Source organism: Candidatus Marinimicrobia bacterium CG08_land_8_20_14_0_20_45_22, from assembly GCA_002774355.1.
Classification (GTDB): Bacteria; Fidelibacterota; UBA2242; order UBA2242; family UBA2242; genus 0-14-0-20-45-22.
Window position 1 is genome coordinate 1 of record PEYN01000154.1, and the last position, 3,343, is coordinate 3,343.

The 3,343-nt window shown below is 45.6% G+C and carries 3 protein-coding genes; 1 reads left to right on the plus strand and 2 read right to left on the minus strand.

Going from position 1 to position 3,343, the window contains the following annotated elements; all coding sequences use genetic code 11:
• Both COT43_08795 and COT43_08800 read right to left on the minus strand, forming a co-directional pair.
• The coding region (locus COT43_08795; protein PIS27772.1) for a two-component system response regulator at window positions 1-1,304 on the minus strand (1,304 nt) is incomplete at its 3' end.
• A gap of 9 nt (window positions 1,305-1,313) precedes the next feature.
• A complete protein-coding gene (locus COT43_08800) occupies window positions 1,314-2,990 on the minus strand; it encodes a hypothetical protein (GenBank protein PIS27773.1) in 1,677 nt (558 codons plus the stop codon).
• A gap of 133 nt (window positions 2,991-3,123) precedes the next feature.
• Here COT43_08800 and COT43_08805 point away from each other — a divergent pair.
• Window positions 3,124-3,343 (plus strand): B12-binding domain-containing radical SAM protein (locus COT43_08805; GenBank protein PIS27774.1); only part of this gene is annotated, 220 nt, incomplete at its 3' end.

Sequence of the window (3,343 nt, forward strand, 5' to 3'; positions counted from 1 at the left end):
TCGGAAACTCCTAATAACTTAGCGGCTTGAAGAACGACGTTATGTGTCAGATCGAGTGTCTTGGCAATCAAACGTTTTTCCAATTGTTCTACCTGATTCGTCATTGAATCATTCAATGTTACATTGTTTTCATCGGGTGATTTCAGGGGAAGATCGTCAGTGGTGATAACCGTCGAACGGGCTAAGATAACTGCGCGTTCGATGATATTTTCCAGTTCGCGAACATTTCCGGGGTAATCGTACCGCATTAAAGAATTCAATCCTTCGGCGGAAATGCCGGTGATCGGCCGACGATTCAGGCTGGCGTGTTTTTGGATGAAATGCGTGACCAAAGGCGGAATATCTTCGCGTCGTTCCCTTAATGGCGGAATCGTAATGGGAATGACATTCAGGCGGAAAAACAGATCGGCACGGAAAGAGCCGGAATCAACCATTTTTTGAATGTCCTTATTCGTTGCTGAAACGAGTCGCACGTCGGCTTTCAGCGTTTGAGAGCTTCCCAGCCGGTGAAATTCCTTCTCCTGAATAACGCGCAGGAGCTTGACCTGAAAATTCAAGGGAATGTCGGCGACCTCATCGAGAAAAAGCGTGCCGTTCTCGGCGATTTCTATTCTTCCTTTTGTGCGTTCATAAGCGCCTGTAAAAGCGCCTTTTTCGTGTCCGAACAGTTCGCTTTCAAATAGTGTTTCCGGAATTGCCGCACAGTTGACGGCTACAAACGGTTTATCGCGGCGGGAGGAAACGCGATGAATCGTGCGCGCGATCATCTCTTTTCCAGTTCCGCTTTCTCCCTGAATCAGAACGCTTGCCTTGCTGTCGCCGATACGGGCGACAACGTTTAATACATCGGCGATCGACTGGCTTTTATAAATTAATTCTGTGGATAGAGAACTATCAGCGATCTGACTACGCAGAAGTTGGTTTTCACGGACAAGCGTGTTGTGACCGGCGATTTTCTGCAATTTTATATCAAGCTCGTCAAGATCAACGGGCTTGGTTAAATAATCCCATGCGCCACTTTTCATAGCGGATACGGCATCCTGAATTGTACCGAAAGCCGTCAGAATAATTACTTGTATCTCGGGATTTATTTCTTTGACCCGTTGAAGGATTTCCATGCCGTTCATGCCGGGCATGCGGTAATCGGTAATCACCGCGTCAAGCGACTGATTTTCAAGAATTGGGATGCAGTTGTTGCCGGATTCACAGGAAAAAACATGGCAACCGATTTTTTTCAGGTATCCGGAAAGAATGTCCCGTTGAGCCTTGTCGTCGTCAATTATTACTATATTCAAATTCATCATACGTCGCTCCTATTGATTGGGAATTGTGATAGTAAACTGGCTCCCCAAGTTTTCCTTGCTTTTTACTCCGATACTTCCGCCATGTTCACTGATAATTTGGTAAGCCTGAGCCAGTCCGAATCCAGTGCCATTTGGTTTGGTGGTAAAATAGAGGTTGAAAATTTTCGAGATATTTTCCGGCGAAATTCCCGATCCCGTATCGCGAATGGAAATAATGATCTTTCCCTGGGATTTTTTTAAAATAATTTCTATCCGTCCGCCATCAGGGGTAGCGGAAATCGCATTTTCGAGCAAGTTGATCAGACATTGTGTTATTTTGTCGCTGTCGAGGAATGATTTTATCGGTGAAACCTGTTGCCAGATTAGCCTGATGCGCCGACTATCGCAGGTTGCTTGGTAAATATTCACAACTTTTGTGATAAGTTCTGTTGCATTTTGCCGTGATTTTTGTAGCGGCGCTGGACGGGCAAAAGCGAGGAATTGATTAATGATTTCTCCAATTCTGGCAATTTCTTTGCGAACAGATTGAATAAGTTGCACCTGTTCCATATCGCCGTTCGTTGGCGGAAATTCTTTTGCCAATCGTTGGATTGTCATCGAAATGGCGTTTAACGGATTTCGGATTTCGTGAGCGACACCCGCGGCAAGTTCTCCCATCGCGCTAAGTTTTTCGCGCTGTCGCAAGTCCGCCTGCAGACGATAGACTTCATCGGTAATTTGTTTCTTTTCCGATTCCAACAGGTAGATATTTTGTAAGGAAATGGAATAAACGGCCAGAATGAATCCAATAATAAACAGAATACCGATTCGGATGAAGACTTGACGAAAAGCCGCTGTTTCGATGTTCTGAATGGGTCGATAATTCAATCCGATTCGGATAGCGCCGTAAGAAAATTCCTGAACATTGAATGGCAAGACGCCCTCGAAGATTTTTTCATCATGAAAATTATCGATACGCCACCGGAAGGATTTTTCCTGAATCACTGTTTGCATAAACGGATCTGCAGGAAAGGACGAGAGCGAATCGACCGCCTCGGTTGCCGCAAGGATTCCCAGCGAATCCTGAATGGCAATATATATAACACCGGAATCCTGGGTGATGGAATTGATCAGCGAGCCAAGACCAGTTTCTTTGCGTAAATCCAGTAAGTGCCGCGCCCGACTGTAACCGACCGCAACGAATCCATTACCAGAATTGACAGCGACTCCGAACAAATTGGTTGTTAATGTTGAGTCGAATTGCCAGCCAAGAATTATCTCCGATAGGTTGCTTCCGAGTAGTTTGAGCGCAATCGGTGGTGGGAATGACAACGCCGACGATTGGTTTGAAGAAATACTTCCTCCATTTGACTCGATTATCTGAACACGATCGAAGCCGTACCTGTTGGCAAAACGTCTGAGCGCTTTGGTAGAAAAATCAGTCGGATCGAGAAAGTGCAGCGCTTCGATCTGGCGGCTGGCGAACTCCGTTTCGACCGCATCATAACTTAAAATCGCGTTGACGGCGGCTTTCCGGATAATTTCCGACAGCCCCTGACTGAGTACGGACATCATCTGAGTAACGCTTCGTCGTCGGGAAATATATTCGCTGTAAGCGCTGAGAGACAGAAGCAAGACCAAAATCAGGAATATTGAAATCAGCGTTTTGGGTTGCAGATGATGAAATTTCAATTTCTGTAAAATCACAAAGAAATATAAAAACTACCTGACCGAAAAACATGAAAAAAGAATTGAAATCGCACACCGTCACGTTCTTTTGTCTTTCCTCTTTTCTTATCCGGCTTTTTCCTTGTAGATTTTTACTATGAAACACCAGCGCTTGTTGCTTGTAAATCCCTGGATTGCCGACTTCGCCGCGTTTGATCTCTGGGCAAAGCCGGTCGGACTGCTTTCCATCGCCAAATATCTGATGAAATTCGGCTATGAGATAGACTTTCTCGATCTGACGGACAGGTTAAAGTGGAATGATCCAGTCGATGCGAAATCGCGCGACGGGCGCGGGCATTATCAAAAGACGATATTGCCCAAGCCGGAGGTTT